Here is an 18,317-nt window from a genome sequence, read left to right on the forward strand (position 1 = left end):
AACCAAAAGGAATTACTCATTTATAGAGCAATTCCTTTTTCTAATTTCTCAAATTCCCTTTTGTATCGTTTCCAACGTTTATCAATAAAAACATGGTCTTCCTTTGATAAAAGGCTTCCTTTACAAAATCTTTTTTCTACAAACCCTGGAACTTCATCATTGAAATGATAAAAGAAGAATTCACCATGCTCTAACAAATATAGTTTAGGAATTTCATTACCCATTACAAAATATTCTTTGAATACATTTATATCCTGAGGATTTAGACCTGGCATTAAAATGAAATTTTTAAAATTAGCAATTAAGTAATTCTCATAATCAGAAACATTCATTTTTAGTAATGACAGACTTTGGATATCAGCAATAATTGAAATATCCATTGCATAATTAATTGAAAAGAAATCCTCAAAGCCATTCATCCAAGCATTTAAATCTTTAACGTACAAATTATTGTTATTCTTTCCATTATTTCGTTTGTTACAAATACATGCTTGTTTATATACACCAGATATTAATTGCGGGAGCATTCTCGCAATATCCTTATCTAAGGAATACCCTTCCAAATTAAAGATAACAACTTCTTTGTTTTTGATGTGTTTAACAAAATCAATTTCCTCAAACTCACCTTTTTCCTTCGTATTAAAAATGTGAGAAACTTTAGCGTTTGTTGTTAAGCGAGACAACATCATTCTCAATCCACTATTATGCTCAAATGATTTACTGCCTTCTTCAAAATATTTTCCAATATACAATACAGTAAGACTATCAGCATCCTCTAATGAGCAATATAAATCAAATAATTCTTTTCCTTTTCTATTTGTATTGTTAACAAAATCACTTAATTCTTGTAATGTAACATGATTATCAAAAATTTTGTTTAGAATTTTGATAGATGCTTCTAATATACGTTCATGTGTGTCTAAGAAAAATTTAGGGGTATCTCTCCCTTCCCATTTCACTATTTTTTTCATCAGATTAATAACGAATTCTTCTTCTCCCCTTAATGGGTTAAATTTCACATTTTTAAGGTAGGGACTAAAATAAATCACGTTTCTTCGATTACTTTTCGCTAATGTATAAGCAACCTTTGCTACATCCCCTTGGTTATCAAAGACTGTGACACCATGATTCTTTTGTTCTATATCTTGTTTTATCATTGGTATGTGAAACATCCCTGATATTCCAGTACCTACACTGCCTACTATCAAGGTGTTAAGTCCTTTACTCGATTCTTTTAAAAAGACTTTCTTTTTCTTCTCCTTATCAGTTCCAACAAATAAACTATTATTTTTCATGTTAATTCCCCCTTCTTAATTATTGACTTTAGTTAATAATATAAACAGAAGAGGAATGTTATAACTTTTTTCTGCTCTAACAACTCGTGTAGTAGCTCTAAGCACAAATAAAATGTCCTGGAATAAACGATTTTTGCACTGAAACCATTAATTTATAGAAAATAAAAAGAGACCTGTGTAGGTCTCTTCTAATCTGTTGTTAATCTTGACACGCATGTCTCATACGAAAATGCGAAATCTCTTCTTCATAGACTGATATATTCGTAATGAAATTTAACACCTCTTGTGCAGAAAAAGAGAAATTCCAAGGACATTGGATTACTTTCCCTACTGCAATCTCATATCTCGCTAATGACCGCTCTATATCAATTATATCTTGAGAAATAAGCGGATACACTTCTTTATAAGTTTGCAACCTGTTTTCAATCCCGTTTTTTTCTAACAACACATCTTCATTTGTTTCGATTTTTCTATGAATGCTACTTCTTTGATGAAAGTCAAAATATCTCTCTGCGTGTTTACGAATGCTTTTATCATATTGATATTTTTCGGTAATCATATTTAATTCTTTATTCATACAAACCTCCTGTATTATTAAGTATTACATTATTATATTACAATAAAAAGAAGGTAAGTGGTCGTTTAATTCGATATTTTTTTAGTTAAGTATACATTCATAATCTGAAGATTGCCCTATACATTTTAGAGTCCACTCCTTGCCAGAACCCACCAGTAAGATTGTAGGAAACGGAAGAAATTGATTTACATATACACCCGTTTTATCTCGTATAATTATTTTGTTCTGCTCGCTTACAAAAATAGTTACATACAATTTACTACTAATCGGGAAAAATCTCTCTCCAATTTCTCTTAATTTTTGTTTGCTTATACTTATTGTCATATTTAGTACCTCTTTCTAAAGATTTTTGTAGATAAAAACCCTTTTATAGGGTTATCTTCATAACATTTCACTTATCACATTTATTACGTGTTTATTAGGTGAATATCTATTGTTATCCATAATCCTTTTTACTAAATCAGCATCTCCTAAATATTTGGCTACACCAATTGCAATTGCAGGACTTCTACTTACCCCTGCTCCACAATGAATTACAAAGGAATCCGCCCCCTTATGTTGCCTAACGAATGAAAATAACTGATATGCTTGTAAATCTGTAAAAATAGGATATTGTTCCAACTCTCTATCTTTCCATTCTTTTTCTGTTATTCGTAAATCATAGAAATAGAGTTCTAATATCCCTTTGTATTGATTTTGATTATCCAGTGGAGGTAAATCCCCATCTTTATCTGCAATGCGAATTAGAACAGGGTATTCCCATTCTGATTGATGTTTTACCGCTTCATCTTCTGATAAAATTAGACACGTATCTTCTTCTAATTTCTTTAATTCAGGGAATATCTCTTTTACATTCACTTCTTTACCATTACAGTAAATACCAGGCGTATTCGAATTCAACTTCACTGTAAGACCTAATTGTTCAGCTAATGCAATTGCTTTTTCTTTATCAAATGCAAACTCTTTCATCTCTCACGCCCCCTTTTTGACAAACTGATAAGAATCCGATTTTTCTAAAGCATCCTCTATTTCTTCATGTTCAAATCCACATAAATCACAATCATAGGGAAATGAAATCTTTGATTTTTCACCTTCTACATACGAGTCCATTACTCGATAACATTCATAGCATAAAACATCATTCTTCTGAACCAATAATCCTTCAGATACAAGCTCTTTACATACTTCAATGGCTTCTTGCGTTGATAGATTGAATCTTTTCACCAATATCGTATAGCAAAAAGATTTTACTAATCCTTTTGATAGCTTCCTAATATACTCTTTTGCTTTTGCTTGATTTTCATTCATAAAGAATACCTCTCCATTCTCTCTAATCACTTTAGTAATTTATTTTTTACTATTATATATAAAATTATTGACTATAGTTTTTAATGATTATATCATAAATATAAAGTGACAAACAGAACTATCGGTGATAATCACCTTAGATTTTACAGATAGATACAAGGAGATAGCATGTACGGAAAATATGTAAATATTATTTTTAAAAATGAGAAATATAAAGTTTTTGTTCCTTGCAACCCAGATACACCAGAAAAAGTTTTGGAGGTATTTGCACTAAGGATACTACTTAGTTAATTAGTAAAGAAAAGAGTGATAAACATGCCAAGAAAAACTCGAAAAACAGAAGAAAGCAAACCATTAACAATTGAAGAAATAAGAGAAATAGAGCTACATAAGCTTAGAACAGGTCGGGCATTCACTCCCACTCCTTCTTATCAACATAAAATTGGAGATACCGTAAATGTTAGTCATTTAAGAAATGCAAAAGTAGAAGCTGTTTACGATGATGGTCGTTTTTATGAAATCTCTTATCAGAAAAGTTTTAGAGTTGGAGGAGAACATAAATATACAGAGAGAATTGCTTGGTTTGAGTGGATGAAGGTAAGAGCTATTCCTGATGAATCTGCAACGAATTTTGTTAAAGAAGATAATGTTCGCTTGGATTTTTTTTAAGTAACTGTCAATTCTCTTCTTCACAAGTTATACCATTTAGGTATTGATACATCACCTTTTTATCAAAGAGATTATGTATGGTCTCAAGAAGACAAAGAATCTTTAATTGATAGCATTTTTAATCACGTAGAAATTGGTAAATTCGTTCTCGTTTTTAGAGGATACGAAGGCGATGTGTATGAAGTCTTAGATGGAAAACAACGCCTATCTGCATTACAAGAGTTTTTTGAAGATAGAATCACTTACAAAGGAAAATACTTTAGCCAATTAACACAACGGGACCAGAATCATTTTGGGAACTACTCTATTTCATTAGCCGAAAGTCAAAATGAACTAACAGAAAAACAGAAATTAGAATATTTCATTCAACTGAATACAACTGGTCGTGTGATGGATAAACAACATTTGAAAAAAGTAGAAACTCTGTATGCTACATTCACTGAATAGGAGAAAAAACATGGAATACAATTTATTTACAATGGATGAACATATTCCAACTCAATACATTCCTCCCACAGGCGAATATATTTCTTTTGTAACAGAAGAACATTACGTCGAAAAGTGTAAAGAATGGGGATTCTTTAACGCAAAACCAAAGAAAGATTTCCTATACAAAAGAGATAACAAACAGTTTGTTGTAACTATTGCAGGTTATCAAGAGTCTGGCAAAGAAAAAAATGTAAATACACTGGTTATTCAATTCGATGATGGGAATTTGAGTTGTATTTTACCTGCGTTTTTGAAAGAAATGCAATCATCAAATTTCAATACGAAAAAAGAAATAATTTCAGAATAAAGACACTTTATATATATAGGAAATATTGTTGAATGTCGCTCATTAAAAATGTTATAATTTGTATGAAAGTGTTCATAAAAGCGTATTAAAAACTTCTGGGCTACGAAAATACAATCTACCACAAGTTCGTAAGAAAAGACTCTTTAGAAAAAGAGTCTTTTCTTACTGAATAACATTTACCATAAATTATTCAATGAGTCTTTCACCTTTTTAAGTGAAGGACTTTTTTATTTCTATGACCTAAATTAAATTGACAATAGTCAATGAAAAATAGTAATCTATTTATAAGGATATTAATTTATCAAGAAATAACAAAAACCGTTTTCTATTTATATTGTTTTTATGTAAATGGTTTCTTTATGTTTTATTTAAATAAATTCAATTTAATAAAAAAATATTTAAGTATATAGGTTTATGTTTCGGAGGGGTTTTGTATTTAATGGAAAGGCGTTGGTTCTGATGTTTCGATTTTTAAAATCTATTTTAGGTAAAAAGAAAGTGAATGTCACAAATTCAGGGACAGATATACCCTCTTCCCCTATTATCTTGACTCCTAAACAATGGGCAGAGGTATTAAATATTTCATATGAGGATGATTCTATTTTATTTAAAAAAATTAATCACCGTGAAGATTCTCGAATTACAAAAAGCGAGTTCTTATCTATTAACTCTCTTTATCATCGGTCTTATTTAGCAGAAGAAATATCCGATTTATTGAGAGATAATGAATCTATTAAAAACGTGACATATGCGGGAACAAGAGTCTATATTGTTTCGAAAGACCCACTCTTAGGAACGTTTTATATGGATATTAAACGAGTACCTGAAAGTGTAGAGGATGGATATGACAAATAAGGTTTACGTATCAATTGAAGAAAGAAAATCATTAGAACGTAATCTGCATATAATAAATAACATTAATATCCCTCTTGCACAGAGAAGACTGGCGAAAATGATATTTGACATGATTTATGAAAAAGCTAAACGAAGAATAGAAAGTAGGTGATGTATATGGATACATTCTTTTTCATTGCAAAAACTTATCTATTAATTGGATGTCTAACTCCATTAGTAGGTATTATCCTTAATTCCATTAGTCATAGAGAAAAACCAGATTTTACATTTGGCGAAACAAAACTCGTGGATATTATACAAGTCTATTGCATTTCCATTTTTGCATGGCCTATCGCCATTGCTTGTGCCATTATTGCACAGAGTCGTGGTGGTTGGATTTAAACAAGATAAGAAAGTAGGTGAATGGCATGGAACTATTTATCCAGATTTTCATCATATATGTTTCAGTAGGAATTCTTTTTACATTTGGAATGATATTTACAAAATCAATACGTGATAAAGAAAAACCAGATTTCAAAATCGGAGAAAATAACTACATAGATGCAATGAAATGTTATGCACTCTCTATTTTCTTATGGTGGTTACTTTTATTTGCATTTATTTGTATGTCCAATCGAGGTGGATGGATTTAATTAAGAAAGGAGATGGATACTTATGTGGGTGTTTATCGGGGAGTTGTATTTATTGGCAGGGTTTTTATTTTTACTATCTATGATTTTTGCAAGAACTATGAAAGAAAAATCAGGTATCAATCTTATGCTTGGAGCTTCTAACTTCATAGATGCTCTAAAGAGTTATGCAGTTGCTATATTCCTATGGTGGCTTTGCATTATTGCATTTTTCTTTGTATACAAAAATAAAGATTCTGAAAAAAAGGAGAATAAAAATGGTTGATTTGATTCATTTACTTAGTAAATCAGAACACGCTTCCGTTTATAAAATACATTCAGAGATTTCGAATTGGGACGGTGTACACGTTATTGTAAGGAAAGATAACGGATATACAACTGTCCATATAGAAGGCACAGTACTACCGAAAACGTCTAATATCAAGAGCAAGGAAAAATACAAAGGTGGCAATACCCTTTCCTTAATCGGTGCAGTTACCAAAGCTCGATATGAATATCTTTACACGAAAAAAGAATATGCCGTCATATACTCTTCTTCCAGCCAAATAACGGCATGAATTTTTTGTTAAAAACCCTTTCTATATTCATAGAAAAGGTCTTTTTTATTAGAAAACGCATCTTTGAAACAATTATTAATATCAAAAATACCTTACTTGATTAAGTTTATTAATTGACTATAGTAAATAATTATGTTTATAATTTTAATAGATTAGATATATCAGAGAGGATGAATAACATGACAGAACCAAAAAAAGATGGGATTCTTATGCAAGACAAATCAGGAAAAGTTGTACAATTAGAAAAAGGTTTAACGTTCAAGGAAGCCTATTCTAAAGTATGGGATTTAAGGGAAAAGCGTGATGGAAACTATTATCGGTTAGGGAATCTATAAAAATGAAAGACAAAATAGATTTACAAAAAATTAAGGGCTTCCCCTCTTCTATTAAACTTCTGTTTTTTATCTATTTCATTTTAGTTCTCTGCTCTTCTATGAGAATTTGTAGAGAAAATCTATATTTTGACATCTCCTATTTCTCAAGTGCCAGTATTTTAATAATTTTTTTATTTGTAGTAACCATAAAAGACCAGATTAAAGAGCCCCAATGATAGTACCAAGGGTTCTTTTTTTATTTAAGTTTAAAGAACATTTCCTTTGATTTATACATATGCGATAGAGAAATGTATGAGGAATATTCACTTATCTTTATCAATAACATATAAAAAATAAAATTGAGGTGATGATAATGGATAAAGAAATGCTTGAATTAATTAAAGATTTCAATATGAAATATAGCCAGTTAGAAGAGTTGTCTTTCTTCTCTGTTCATGAAATAGCAAAAGAAACGATATTAAAAGGGATTGATATATCATTAGATTCCTTTTCTGAGGAATCCTATAAGCAAGTTTTGCAACGGTACATACAAGCAAGTAATTATTTTCAACAAGAAGATGATAATAATGCAAGATGCATCAGAGAAAACCTTCATGCTATATACTCCTACTACAGAGGACTAAACCCTGTAATGAAAACAGTGAATGGAAAAAGATTATATGGAAATAAGTTTAAAATATTTACAATTTATCAAACTGAACCTAAAATGAAAAAGGTCTTTGCTACAAAAATGACTGGAGAAAAATTAGAACATATTTTGATGTTTATTGAAGCAGTTGTTGGAAAGGAACTTGATTTATCTCAACTCGCTTTTTACGCAGGTTTATTCTTTGATATATACGAGTTGCAAAACGATGAATTGCGTGTTTTTGGTGAAGAAGATTTAATTGATTTTGATTTTGATAATTTAGGGACTGGTTATGGCTCACATATAAAATCAATTCGAAATCGTCATGCAAATCACAAGCCACTTCTATTGCAATCAAATTTATTATGGAAGGAAATGTACTTAGGAGATAGGCTACCTCGACTCATTCATTTTTATGAAGATAATTTTGATTTAATTACAGAAGCAGAATATCAAGACAATGGTCATTCCGTTCATGAACAGTTATATCAATGTTTAGATGCATACTTACATAACAGTCAGTTATTACTGACTATATCAATATTTGTAAAGCATATTCAAACAGATAACGGTAGCTATATCGGCAGTGATTGTGCCGTAAGTATCATGACAGCACCATATACATTTGAATTACGTTTAGAAAGACCATCTGAAACACCATTCGAACTGTTTTTCAATAGAGATAAAAATGAAGAATTTACAATTGAAGATATATTGAGACCATACTACGCAGAAGATTTAGTTGCAAAACAAAAACAAGGAGCCTAATTAGCCCCTTGTTTTTTTACAACTATTATTTGTACGATAGTGGTTGTTGTAAGCTTGCAACAAATTTATAAATTTTATTATAAATATATGAAAATTAAATATTGTTATAAATTGTTTTTATGATTATAATGGATAAATAGTCTAATTCTATGCATAAGTATATCAAGCGCACCGATATCACTTTAAATTGCCAGAGTATTAGGTTAATAATCACATTACAAGAAGTATAACATATTCTCCTTGAAAATCACTTTCCTATAATTGAGAAAGTGATTTTTTCGTTTAAGGATATTGGTTACTGTACTAATTTTTTACAAGCAACTTCTATTCAACTCCATTTTCTGCTCTTTCATTTTTAACTTCATAACCGAAGTACATCGCTTTTATAAAATTATCTGTTCCTAATTCAGTAAGAACTTTAAGTCCATCACCTTGCTCCTCCCATTCAAAACGCATATCAAAATATTCATTCACTGCCCAAACTGGATTGTTTCCGCACATATTTATTAGTTCATATAATGCATCAGCAATTTCTTTTGTAACTTTTATTTTGTCATTCTTCATGAGTAGTTCAGCACAACTTTCATTTTCTATCTTATTAATAATTTTTACAGTATTGATGTCAACTGGATACCATTGTTCAAAACCTAAATCATTCGTTTCAAATTTTTCCGTTCCCATCTTTCTTAGACATTCTTTATCACTCTTTGAAACAGGATATGAAGTATTTTCTTGTGTATACATACCATTATTTTCAGTAGGGATAATAATTGCCTGATGCTCTTTCTCGCAATCGGTTGTGTATACTAAGTTACCTCGCACCCATTTCCCTCCCTTTGTTAGACCTTTATATAACAGTGGTTTAATCATATTATCTCTCTTCCTTCTGGATAAAAATTATAATCCTGATATTTTTTCAATTCCCTTTTAACTTCTTCGCTCATCTCTTCTTCTATATCCTTCCCTCGAAAATGAAACAATCTTTTCTGCGACTTATTCATGATTTCAGACTTTATGATGTGACACCATAACTCTTTAGAACAATAAATCCTTTTGAATTCATGGTCTACAAAGGGTTTATTTGTTTTTTCATCCCAGAAACAATTAATCTTCCCAATTTCAAAATACTCATATCGCTTAAATCGGTTATAAATGGTTGGAACAACTGGTCCATGTACCCATGCATGAATATCATCTGTAAACATCGGCTCTCCATGAATCCCTAAATTCCATCCTTGTGCATAGTACAGCAATTTTTGCAATTTTAGATGTGTGATAGATTCATTAGTATTTGGCTTACTCTTGTTAATTAATTCTTGTGCAATATGCATTGCTGTTATTTCTGTCTTGTTTTCTCCTTTTAGGTAAATTAGTTCTTCCACTGTTTACACCACCGTAAATTATTATTTACTTAAATATAACATAATATTGACTATAGTTAAATGCGAATATATAATTAAACGTATAATAAAAGATTGTGAGGGATAAGAGTTGACTCAAAAAATGACGGTAACTTTAGAGAATAAAAGCAAAAATATATATGATTATCACTACCTTGTAACAGTGATTCATTACTTAGAAAGTGAGAATATTGAACTCGTATTTCAAAGCGAAAATGATTCTGAAGTAGACGGTCATTCTGAACGTGAAGTTTGTATTCAATCAGATTTATTACAACGCATGTTATTTCTTGCAAAAACTACAAATAACAATGTAAGTGTTACTGTAAAATCTGATTCATTTAACACACCCTATCCTACAGAACCATTACATATTTCTTATAATAAAGAAGAAGATTTTTTCGAATTAGGCATGGGGAATTCATCTGAAGAACTTGTTTTTGAAGCAGATATTTTATTAGGAGTAGTGAATTCTTTAATTTTTTAAATAGATATTGTATTGATACGAGAAAGGAAAAAAGCATGATTAAAAGAGTATTTTATAAGGGTAAAGAACGATTTTTTACAAATGAAGGAAAAGAAATCTTATTATTCGATATGGATGATACGATTGCTAATTTTGTAGATGAATGGTTATCTATTTACAACAATCATTATCAAGATAATTTAAAAAAAGAACAATTGTTAAGTTGGGATGTTCAGCATTATACGAAAGATTATTGCGGGGTACAAATCTATGACTTGTTAAAACATCCAGGATTATACTTACACTATCCTAAACCCTTGCCTGGAGCTGTTGACGTATTACAAGAGCTATCTGATACCTATGAAATCGTATTAGTCTCAGCAAGCCCAAGAGGACATGCTAATGGGGAGGCACACTGCCACAAGTATTACAAAACCTCTAACCCTGCTGACGATAAAAGAAAATGGGTGGAGAAATACTTGCCCTTTGTTCAGCAAAAGAACATTGTTTTTACTTCTTCAAAATATTTAGTAACAGGTTCATTACTATTTGATGATGCTCCTCATAATTTAGAAGAGTTTCATTCATTAGGGCGTGTTACTGTATGTATGAATCAACCATGGAACCAAGAGGTATCAGCGGATATTACGCGAGTGAACAATTGGCAGGAGTTTAAAGAAAAACTACCTGTATTGCTCCCTCCTATCCCTGAACTGATTAAAAGAATAACTCAATAACTAAAAAGAAGGCATTCCAGTTCATCCGAATGCCTTTTTGTAAATTTATTAAAAACAATAAGGAAGTGAATAGAATGGGTACATTAGATGCACCTCTTATGATACTTAATAAACACTTGGAGTGTATAAAAGAAGATATCGAGAATTACAAGAAACAAGCACGGGAAAATCCTACAAGTACGGAAATTATTCAAAATTTATTAATTCCTAAAAACGAATTAAATAGCAAAAAAATTGAATTCGCCATCCGTATTTTAGAAACTTTTGAACCTAAAGAAGATAATTCTGATAAATATCCGTTTTTCAAAGGGGATTCAGTTCTTAACAAAATAAGTGGTAAAACACATGTCATTGAAAGTTATGTAGGCAACGGGCAATTCAAAAGCAAAAATGGTTCTACTTTACATATGAAAAACTTAGAAAAAATCTCATAATCTAATACCTCTAAACAATAAATTAGTTGACGAAAAAGTCTCTTCTCGATATGCTGAAAAAAGAAAGTGTATACATTGTTCAGCTTGTATACATTGAAAGGATGTTTTAGCAGATGAACAAGAGAATTAAGAAAAAACAAATAAAACAAAATGTATGCATGGTTTGTGGGTCTACATTAGTAGAGAAATCTTCTAATTATAGTAGTGTGTTAATCTCAGTTAAAGAAGAATGTCCAAATTGCCATAATTACATAGTTGAAGCAACGTTAACAGGAATTAACAAAACAATTTCAGGTTCTCAATTTAACTATAATTTTGATATGAATAACTCCGAAAAACAGGCTCTTGAAAGAAAAGAAAGAAAATTACTACGTTTCTTAAAGAAGAACGGAAAAATCAAGGTTAACTAACATTTGTTTTTCTCTTTGCAGTAAAGTATAATGTTGATTAATTGGTAAACATCCGATATGGAGATAGGAGTATAAACTTATATACTTCTTACAAAAACACCGTACTGTAATACGGTGTTTTTTATTTTATATAATCTCAAAAAACAATAATGATTGTCTATTTAAGTAATATATTTTTTACTTGTTTTATATATTTTATTTACAATAGTTTATTTACGTTTTACAATAACTATATACGATTAACACTGATAAAGGACGTGACTCCTATAAATTATAGAATTCAATTAATAAAGTTATACTTTTGCAGTAAAAATACATATCTTACTTTATTACAGACAACATTAGCTGTACTATTCAGCTCCCTTTTTCTTTTGTTAATAAATGATAAAGAACTTGAATCTTTTTTGTTTCATAAAGGATTTTTATATTATGCACTGGCAATGAATGTTTTTGTCTGTTTTATTGCTATGCCCTTATTAATATTCTTTGTACCAAATAAAAAATCCCACTAAAGAAAGGATTGTATTTTACACATGGCTCGTTTATCAAAAACAAAAGCAAATAAACTCGGTGGATTCCTTTGTAAAATCCTTCGTCATTCCCCTTCTCAATTCCATGTTTCTTTAGATGAATATGGTTATGCACCAATTGATGAACTATTAAATGCCATTTCTTCGAATGAAAAATGGGCTAATATTGTGAATGTTGAGATGATTTTAGAGGTTGTTAAAACAGACGAAAAACAACGTTACAAACTCGACTCTACAGGAACAAAAATAAAAGCTCGATACGGTCATAGTATTGCGGTAAAAAGTGATGAAGAGCAAAATCGAGTGTTGCCAGATATTCTTTATCATGGTACTGGTATGGAACATTTGGACTCTATTCAAAATTTGGGATTACTGCCAATGAAACGAGTAAATGTTCACTTATCAGAAACAACCTTTTTTGCAAATAAATCTGCGAAACGCAATCAGTTTCCCGTTTTATTAAAAGTAGATACCATTATGGCCAAGAATCTTGGCGTAACTTTTGAATATGCAGGTGACGAGGTGTGGTTGAGCTCCCCTACTCCATCTGATTGCTTAACAGTTGTAACCAGTTCAGAAAATAAAGAAATGTAAAGAAAGGAAGTAGTTAATAATGAGAACCATTACATGTAAATGCGGAGAGAAGAAAACGATAGACAGAGGTATTGCATCTATTGGAGATATCTTCTTACATACAGGATTTCAAACTATATTTACTTTTGATGCAGAGTGCATTCATTTATGCCCTACGTGTTGGACTAAAGCAAAAGAACATGCTGTAGCCATGCATCAACTTCTTGAAAAGCCTTATATATCTATAGACCAATTCTTAGAGGATGAGATTGAATGATGCATAAAGTAACTTGTACATGTGGACAGCATAGTATAAAGGCAAATAAAAACTCTCTAAATAAAGAACTAATAGATGCAGGATGGGGTGTAATCCCTTCTAATCGAGGTACATTTGTTTATATTTGCCCTTCTTGCTATCAAAGAGCAAAACAATTAATTAAAGAATTTCATCAGATAACACAAGATACATACATTAGTATCTCCTCTATCATTCGCAAAATAGAGGAAGAAAATGAAACCAAGTAGTAAACAGAAAGGATGAATAGAAATGGGTTGGCGTTTTGAAGTATTATTACTACCAAAAACAATTAAAAATGAAGACTTAATTCAATCAACACATCAAATACTTAAGGATGAACCAAATATAATAATGGACAGCCATGTTTTAATGGTAGCCCCACCCTCACCTGATTTTTATTTCAAAAAAATCTCATTAGATTCTATTGGAAATTATGAATCACCTGTTTTTACACCCAGGGAATTCGCACTGAAATTATCAAACGTAATTAGAAATGAGGATTTTATCATTGCCAATTATTGCGACGGAACTGCCCAAGGGTTAATTTCGCATTTTAGAAATGGATGCCTTGTGCAAAAAATTGAAAGTCCAGAACTCGATAAATTAGAAATAGGACGACAGTTATTAACTGATACCTTACACTTCCCTGCTTCTGAATCTATCCTATCATCAATTGATTCTTATTTTTCTTTTCTGCATGAGAGAAATCCCTATTCTCTTATCTCTTATGCTCACCTGCATTTCTCTTCTGTATCCGAAAAAAGACCGATGCGTAGAGCATTGTATGAACAAGTACAAGCGTTGATTCAAAATCCTAATGTAACGGATGAAGAATTAGGTACATTGAAAGGTTCCCACAGTTTCCCTCCTTCTATCGTTCGACCTTATTATCAACGTTACATAATGGAGTCAAATAAAAATATAGCGTTAGAAAAAATGTATCTGTTTACGAATGGATTCGAGGGTGACGCAACATTAAAAGATGCTCCCACCTATCTATCACCTAATAATTATTTCCAATTAACATCGGATTATAGAAGTCTTACAATTTAATACACACGAGCAAAACTCCTTTGATTTTATTGACTATAGTTAATAATTTATTTATAATATAACTTATAAATACACATCGGAGGTTTTTCTTGTGTTCAGAGTACATATCTTAAATCAAAACTTACTGGTTACAGGTGGTATCGCAGTGGGAAAGACTTTTTTCTTAAATGAATCACTTATGGATTTATTAACGAAAAGCGAAAACACCCTACTACTAACACCTAATATAAATGAATTTAAAACACCTGTTACAAAATTTAATGGTAGAACGATTTCTTCTACCAAAATAAATGATGATATTGATGGTTCTTTATTTCAAATCGTTGAAATTAATCCATTTTCAAAATCATTAGATGAAGTCAAACATTCATTCATGGAATTTGTAAGTAGTTTTGAAACTATAATTCAAAGTGGAATAAAAACGGTAATGATTGATGAAGGAATGCAACTACTAAATGAAGTACCTTTCCCCTCATTTATAAAGTTTGTAGAACGATTAAATGAGAAAGGTATACGAGTGATCTTTACATCTCAATTAGAGCTTCATCGACTTCCTGTTAATCAGTTTATGCAAATAGATAAATTATTCCCTTGTGTGCTAAAACTGAATCATCAATATAAACCATTAGCAACCGCATCATAAAATGAAGGAGGATGAATATATGAGTAGACAATTTTACGGAATCATGGTTCATGGTTCTATTTCAAACAAAGTATTAGCAGAAAAAACATTAGAAATTTTAAAGGACAACGAATTAAAAGTTAACTACGGAAGTCAGTGCTTAGTCACGCTACCTGTAGATGAAAAATATAATTTCAAGGTTATCAATTACGGAAGTATTTTGAATCACGAAATTGCACCATTTGCTGATGAGACATTAGCAAAGGAATTATCAGAAAGAATTCCTTTGCAGGATTTCATCGTCTTCCATTTCCATAGCGTAACGGATACAGGCTATTTTAGACACTATATGAATGGTGTTCTGATTGAAGAAAAAGCTGATAAAATTGAAGGAGATAATTTTATCTGTGCTCAAAATCTATTCAAGCAGGTTTTTGGTATCCCAAGATATAAAAATCTGATGCAAATCATTGAGAATTATTTCAAAGTGGCATTAGAGCGTAACCCATATTTACAAGGAGCGTCTTATGCTCATCTGTTATTCGCACAAGAGGATGCATTTTGGGGAAATAAAGAATTATGTGACGCAATTCAAGAACAATTAAAGCATCCAACGAAGCAAAAGGAAAATCACTCTTCACTTCAATATTATTTAAATAGATACGAAAATGAGAAAGTAAATAATAGAGTAATGTATTACTTATTAACTAACGGTTTTTATCGAAGTGCTACTTTATTAGATTCTCCACATCAGTTAAAACCTGAAGAATACTTTGAATTTCATCAAAGCGTTAAAAAAATAGCATAACAGAATGAAAGCAATACCTAATAGGTGTTGCTTTTTTCATTGACTATAGTTAATTAAATTGTTACTATAATATTATCAACAAAAGGACGGTGAAAGAAGGTTATGAAAGGTCTTGTAATTAAGAAACATTGGATAAATCTTATATTAAGCGGTCAAAAAGATTGGGAAATTCGAGGAAGAAATGCAAAAATCCGAGGAACAATTGCGTTGATTCAAAGTGGTTCAGGCATGGTATTTGGAACTGTCGATTTAGTAGATTGCATTCCCTTAACAAAAGAAGCCTTTAATAGTACTCAAGAACACCATAAAATCCCTGTGACTGGAGATACAGAACCACCTTATAAAAAAACTCACGCATGGGTCTTTAGAAATCCTGTTATCTTTCCAAAACCGATTCCTTACTCTCACCCTCTCGGTGCAGTGATATGGATAAATATTAAAGAGAATATAGAAGTAAAAGATGATGATATTAGGGATTGGTTCAACATCTCAACATCATCTAACTTATTACATCCAGGCGATGTTTCATTCAATAATCTTTTACGCTTATATAAATCAGCACTCATGAAGTATTACAACATTCATACATCTACAAATATAACGAACTTTTTTGAACAGGTGAAAAAATTAGAGATGCCTCGTTCAGCAGAATTATGTACGAAATGGATGTTAGACAAGGGGCTTTCTCACTCAGAGACTATCAAATCAAAACTACCTATTTCTAAAGAGGATATCCCTTATTTAGATTATGATGCTTGGGCTCTTCAAGAGACATTAAAGCATGAAGACTCCCCATATACAGATGATTTATGCTCTACATTAATAGACATCCTTAGTACCCTTTCTACAAGTACATTAAATAGAAAGTTCCGAAACGAAAAAGAGTGGAGTGAATGAAATGACAAAAGAATATCAGATAAAAGAAGGCATGATTATTTACGCAATTATACCTTCATGCAGAGGCGAAAAAGTTGAACCCTGTAAAGTAAGGAAGTCACTGAATAACTCTATAGAATGGAACTTAAAATGCTTATCTGAGGAAGAGAAGTATTTTAGCATCGGGTTTGATACGGATTATATTGGAAAAATCTACTTCTTCGACAAAATAGAAGCAGAAACACACTTGAAAGAAATGAAGGAGAAAAGTAATAAAGCTTTCCAAAATGCCCTCTCCTCAAAACAAGAGATTTTAAAAAGACTATTTTCAGGATGGGCGTATGATATGACGGAAGATGAAGAAGTTCAGATTATGGAAAGACGAATTGAAGAAGAGTTTGGAGTAAAAGTGCGATGAACTACTCTCTTAATTCGAAGACTACATTAGGTTTTAAATGGTCAGAAAAAGAGAATGATTGGGTGATTTATTTTCCAAGGTCAGGAAGTGGTTCTTATCTACATTCTCAACTGCTTGAAAGACGTTTCTTTCTCTCTTTATTACAGGAATTGTTAAATAGAGATTATGACCTCTCTACTTTTTTGTTCCGAGTTCATACAAACGAATTTTCTGAATCCCATCCGAGAAAACGAACAAGCCATTTTAGAAAGGAAAATGTTCTGGCCATTTACTGGAACTACCAAACAAAAGAGTGGATGATTCGCTATCCTAACAAGTCAGATGGCTCTCTCATTGCATTTGATTTAATCGGCAAAGATTGCTTCAAAGAGATTTTGAACGAGCTTACAAACCGAAAATATGATGTTAAAACACTATGCATTTACGTTGAAAGAAGAGAAATGAATACGATAACAAAAAATAATATATGCACTTGGATAAACAGACGTTTAGCAACCGCTTATAAATAAAAGGAGGATACAACATGTTACTGGTAGAGTTCTTTCAAAATACAAATGACCTAAGACGTGAAGTTCAAAAACAGTTCAAAGAACGTGGTTTTACACTTCCTGAAAAATATTTCGTTATGAATGAAGCATTAGGATATGCTCCTAATATAAAAGCCTTAACAAATGATGAGATACATAGAGTCTTGAAATTACTGGAGGAAAAGTATTAGAAGATTAGTGAATAACTTGCAATAGAAAATGAAGAACTAAAAAAGAAAAAACGAAAGGTTGTGTCATGAATGAACGAAGCAATTGACGGAAAACAAATGTATGAGAATTTAAAGAAAGCAGGATATGAAAGTGTGGGTGTACATGATGGTACAGAGGTGCTTTCTAAAGTGTTTGCAGATGGCGTTATCCATTCTTTCTCCTTTAAAGATAACGAATGTATTGGAACGATGATTCTATCACAAGAGCAGTTATATGCCATGCAGAACCTCAAATAACATACAAAGGATGAGTGTAATGGAAGATAAAAAAATGTATGACTCTTTATTGAATGCAGGATATACATCTATTGGAGTGAATGATGGCATTGAATCTATTGCTAAAAAATTTCCGAATGGATTAATGTATGTTTTTACATTTAAAGAATATAGATGCCTTGGCAATGTACTTTTATCCCAAGAACAACTCGAATCTTTGTATAAATTACCTACAAGTAAAGAGAATTGTAAGTTATGAAGCTAACGAGCAATAAAATTAAGTTTATTCTTTACCTACTAAC

32 protein-coding genes are annotated in these 18,317 nt (G+C 31.1%); 26 read left to right on the top strand and 6 right to left on the bottom strand.

The genetic code is table 11. The features are described 5' to 3' along the window. Positions 1–20: 20 nt before the first annotated feature. The 4 genes from MHB52_RS32960 to MHB52_RS32975 all read right to left on the bottom strand — a co-directional run bounded on the left by MHB52_RS32960 (position 21) and on the right by MHB52_RS32975 (position 3,180). Entirely contained in the window at positions 21–1,295 is a 1,275-nt protein-coding gene (locus MHB52_RS32960; protein WP_061662285.1) for a hypothetical protein, read from the bottom strand. A 199-nt stretch (positions 1,296–1,494) separates the two neighbouring features. Next, entirely contained in the window at positions 1,495–1,872 is a 378-nt protein-coding gene (locus MHB52_RS32965; RefSeq protein WP_061662284.1) for a hypothetical protein, read from the bottom strand. A 381-nt stretch (positions 1,873–2,253) separates the two neighbouring features. Further along, positions 2,254–2,841, bottom strand: coding sequence for a hypothetical protein (locus MHB52_RS32970; RefSeq protein ID WP_061662282.1), 588 nt, complete (start codon positions 2,839–2,841; stop codon positions 2,254–2,256). Positions 2,842–2,844: 3 nt separating this feature from the next. Further along, the gene (locus MHB52_RS32975) at positions 2,845–3,180 is read right to left on the bottom strand and encodes a hypothetical protein (RefSeq protein ID WP_061662281.1); all 336 of its coding nucleotides are present in this window, start codon (positions 3,178–3,180) and stop codon (positions 2,845–2,847) included. 315 nt (positions 3,181–3,495) lie between these two features. Here MHB52_RS32975 and MHB52_RS32980 point away from each other — a divergent pair, with 315 nt between their 5' ends. The 10 genes from MHB52_RS32980 to MHB52_RS33025 all read left to right on the top strand — a co-directional run bounded on the left by MHB52_RS32980 (position 3,496) and on the right by MHB52_RS33025 (position 8,417). Next, a complete protein-coding gene (locus MHB52_RS32980; RefSeq protein WP_253703055.1) occupies positions 3,496–3,849 on the top strand; it encodes a hypothetical protein in 354 nt (117 codons plus the stop codon). 42 nt (positions 3,850–3,891) lie between these two features. After that, positions 3,892–4,296: a DUF262 domain-containing protein gene (locus tag MHB52_RS32985; protein ID WP_277996095.1), complete on the top strand. Its 405-nt coding sequence runs from the start codon at positions 3,892–3,894 to the stop codon at positions 4,294–4,296. A 10-nt stretch (positions 4,297–4,306) separates the two neighbouring features. Further along, positions 4,307–4,645 carry a hypothetical protein gene (locus MHB52_RS32990; RefSeq protein WP_061662280.1) on the top strand — a complete coding sequence of 113 codons (339 nt, stop codon included), beginning with the start codon at positions 4,307–4,309 and terminating at the stop codon, positions 4,643–4,645. A gap of 459 nt (positions 4,646–5,104) precedes the next feature. Further along, on the top strand, positions 5,105–5,500 hold the full coding sequence (locus MHB52_RS32995) for a hypothetical protein (protein ID WP_061662279.1): 396 nt from the start codon (positions 5,105–5,107) through the stop codon (positions 5,498–5,500). Positions 5,501–5,656: 156 nt separating this feature from the next. Beyond that, positions 5,657–5,881: a hypothetical protein gene (locus MHB52_RS33000; RefSeq protein ID WP_253703050.1), complete on the top strand. Its 225-nt coding sequence runs from the start codon at positions 5,657–5,659 to the stop codon at positions 5,879–5,881. Between the two features lie 26 nt (positions 5,882–5,907). Continuing rightward, positions 5,908–6,132 carry a hypothetical protein gene (locus tag MHB52_RS33005; protein ID WP_061662277.1) on the top strand — a complete coding sequence of 75 codons (225 nt, stop codon included), beginning with the start codon at positions 5,908–5,910 and terminating at the stop codon, positions 6,130–6,132. Positions 6,133–6,184: 52 nt separating this feature from the next. Next, entirely contained in the window at positions 6,185–6,394 is a 210-nt protein-coding gene (locus tag MHB52_RS33010; RefSeq protein WP_253703048.1) for a hypothetical protein, read from the top strand. Beyond that, positions 6,387–6,686 (top strand): hypothetical protein, encoded by a 300-nt coding sequence (locus MHB52_RS33015; protein ID WP_061662275.1) that lies wholly within the window; start codon positions 6,387–6,389, stop codon positions 6,684–6,686. The genes MHB52_RS33010 and MHB52_RS33015 overlap by 8 nt, the downstream gene beginning before the upstream one ends. A gap of 179 nt (positions 6,687–6,865) precedes the next feature. Continuing rightward, entirely contained in the window at positions 6,866–7,021 is a 156-nt protein-coding gene (locus MHB52_RS33020; protein WP_172796972.1) for a hypothetical protein, read from the top strand. A gap of 352 nt (positions 7,022–7,373) precedes the next feature. Further along, positions 7,374–8,417, top strand: a complete 1,044-nt coding sequence (locus tag MHB52_RS33025; RefSeq protein ID WP_061662274.1) for a hypothetical protein — start codon at positions 7,374–7,376, stop codon at positions 8,415–8,417. Between the two features lie 324 nt (positions 8,418–8,741). On the opposite strand, the gene MHB52_RS33030 is transcribed toward MHB52_RS33025, so the two are convergent. Continuing rightward, positions 8,742–9,287, bottom strand: coding sequence for a hypothetical protein (locus tag MHB52_RS33030; protein ID WP_061662273.1), 546 nt, complete (start codon positions 9,285–9,287; stop codon positions 8,742–8,744). Next, positions 9,284–9,799: a Panacea domain-containing protein gene (locus MHB52_RS33035; RefSeq protein WP_242298150.1), complete on the bottom strand. Its 516-nt coding sequence runs from the start codon at positions 9,797–9,799 to the stop codon at positions 9,284–9,286. Before MHB52_RS33035 ends, MHB52_RS33030 begins: the two co-directional genes overlap by 4 nt. Positions 9,800–9,908: 109 nt before the next feature. Between MHB52_RS33035 and MHB52_RS33040 the strand changes: the two genes are divergently transcribed. The 16 genes from MHB52_RS33040 to MHB52_RS33115 all read left to right on the top strand — a co-directional run bounded on the left by MHB52_RS33040 (position 9,909) and on the right by MHB52_RS33115 (position 18,274). Continuing rightward, positions 9,909–10,304, top strand: a complete 396-nt coding sequence (locus MHB52_RS33040; RefSeq protein WP_253703040.1) for a hypothetical protein — start codon at positions 9,909–9,911, stop codon at positions 10,302–10,304. Between the two features lie 35 nt (positions 10,305–10,339). Further along, complete coding sequence (locus tag MHB52_RS33045) at positions 10,340–11,020, top strand: 5' nucleotidase, NT5C type (protein ID WP_061662272.1); 681 nt, start codon at positions 10,340–10,342, stop codon at positions 11,018–11,020. A gap of 74 nt (positions 11,021–11,094) precedes the next feature. Continuing rightward, positions 11,095–11,454, top strand: coding sequence for a hypothetical protein (locus MHB52_RS33050; protein ID WP_242298154.1), 360 nt, complete (start codon positions 11,095–11,097; stop codon positions 11,452–11,454). Positions 11,455–11,567: 113 nt separating this feature from the next. Then, on the top strand, positions 11,568–11,864 hold the full coding sequence (locus MHB52_RS33055; RefSeq protein ID WP_061662270.1) for a hypothetical protein: 297 nt from the start codon (positions 11,568–11,570) through the stop codon (positions 11,862–11,864). Between the two features lie 533 nt (positions 11,865–12,397). Further along, the gene (locus MHB52_RS33060; RefSeq protein ID WP_061662269.1) at positions 12,398–12,988 is read left to right on the top strand and encodes an RNA 2'-phosphotransferase; all 591 of its coding nucleotides are present in this window, start codon (positions 12,398–12,400) and stop codon (positions 12,986–12,988) included. A 19-nt stretch (positions 12,989–13,007) separates the two neighbouring features. After that, entirely contained in the window at positions 13,008–13,244 is a 237-nt protein-coding gene (locus MHB52_RS33065; RefSeq protein WP_061662268.1) for a hypothetical protein, read from the top strand. Beyond that, entirely contained in the window at positions 13,241–13,492 is a 252-nt protein-coding gene (locus MHB52_RS33070) for a hypothetical protein (protein WP_061662267.1), read from the top strand. Before MHB52_RS33065 ends, MHB52_RS33070 begins: the two co-directional genes overlap by 4 nt. Positions 13,493–13,514: 22 nt before the next feature. Continuing rightward, positions 13,515–14,318, top strand: a complete 804-nt coding sequence (locus tag MHB52_RS33075) for a hypothetical protein (protein ID WP_061662266.1) — start codon at positions 13,515–13,517, stop codon at positions 14,316–14,318. Between the two features lie 91 nt (positions 14,319–14,409). Next, on the top strand, positions 14,410–14,961 hold the full coding sequence (locus MHB52_RS33080) for a hypothetical protein (protein ID WP_061662265.1): 552 nt from the start codon (positions 14,410–14,412) through the stop codon (positions 14,959–14,961). 19 nt (positions 14,962–14,980) lie between these two features. Continuing rightward, a complete protein-coding gene (locus MHB52_RS33085; protein WP_253703038.1) occupies positions 14,981–15,748 on the top strand; it encodes a hypothetical protein in 768 nt (255 codons plus the stop codon). Positions 15,749–15,850: 102 nt separating this feature from the next. Continuing rightward, complete coding sequence (locus MHB52_RS33090; protein WP_061662263.1) at positions 15,851–16,645, top strand: ASCH domain-containing protein; 795 nt, start codon at positions 15,851–15,853, stop codon at positions 16,643–16,645. Position 16,646: 1 nt separating this feature from the next. After that, positions 16,647–17,042, top strand: a complete 396-nt coding sequence (locus MHB52_RS33095; RefSeq protein WP_061662262.1) for a hypothetical protein — start codon at positions 16,647–16,649, stop codon at positions 17,040–17,042. After that, positions 17,039–17,551 (top strand): hypothetical protein, encoded by a 513-nt coding sequence (locus tag MHB52_RS33100; protein WP_061662261.1) that lies wholly within the window; start codon positions 17,039–17,041, stop codon positions 17,549–17,551. Before MHB52_RS33095 ends, MHB52_RS33100 begins: the two co-directional genes overlap by 4 nt. A 14-nt stretch (positions 17,552–17,565) precedes the next feature. Further along, positions 17,566–17,760 carry a hypothetical protein gene (locus tag MHB52_RS33105; protein ID WP_061662260.1) on the top strand — a complete coding sequence of 65 codons (195 nt, stop codon included), beginning with the start codon at positions 17,566–17,568 and terminating at the stop codon, positions 17,758–17,760. A gap of 69 nt (positions 17,761–17,829) precedes the next feature. After that, entirely contained in the window at positions 17,830–18,036 is a 207-nt protein-coding gene (locus MHB52_RS33110) for a hypothetical protein (protein WP_061662259.1), read from the top strand. Positions 18,037–18,055: 19 nt separating this feature from the next. Then, positions 18,056–18,274, top strand: a complete 219-nt coding sequence (locus tag MHB52_RS33115; protein WP_061662258.1) for a hypothetical protein — start codon at positions 18,056–18,058, stop codon at positions 18,272–18,274. Positions 18,275–18,317: the final 43 nt, after the last annotated feature.

Origin of the sequence: Bacillus sp. FSL K6-0073 (assembly GCF_038006085.1) — a bacterium.
Taxonomy (GTDB): domain Bacteria; phylum Bacillota; class Bacilli; order Bacillales; family Bacillaceae_G; genus Bacillus_A; species Bacillus_A cereus.